The organism is Corynebacterium sp. MSK008 (assembly GCF_030232585.1).
GTDB lineage: Bacteria > Actinomycetota > Actinomycetes > Mycobacteriales > Mycobacteriaceae > Corynebacterium.
The window spans coordinates 1-204 of the sequence record NZ_JASPJX010000050.1 but is presented as its reverse complement, the minus strand read 5'-3'; the positions used below and the strand labels follow the sequence as shown (position 1 = coordinate 204).

At 65.7% G+C, this 204-nt stretch carries 1 protein-coding gene; it reads right to left on the bottom strand.

Annotated elements, in window-relative coordinates; genetic code table 11:
- Positions 1 to 204 (bottom strand): LysR substrate-binding domain-containing protein (locus QP996_RS11915; protein WP_284872824.1); only part of this gene is annotated, 204 nt, incomplete at both ends.

Sequence of the window (204 nt, the reverse complement as noted above, 5' to 3'; positions counted from 1 at the left end):
GAAGTCGATGAACGTCTCGTCGACCAAGTCAGCCAGGGCCAGGGTGCCCGTGTGCGCTAGCCGGTGTTGTGACGCCATGACGGCGACGAGACGCCCTCGGGCGATCTCGTGCGCGGTGAGTCCGGATGCTGGGGCGACGTCGGCGTCCATGCCGAGAAAGGCCACGTCGAGTCTCCCGTTGCCGAGGTCGCGCATGAACTCATT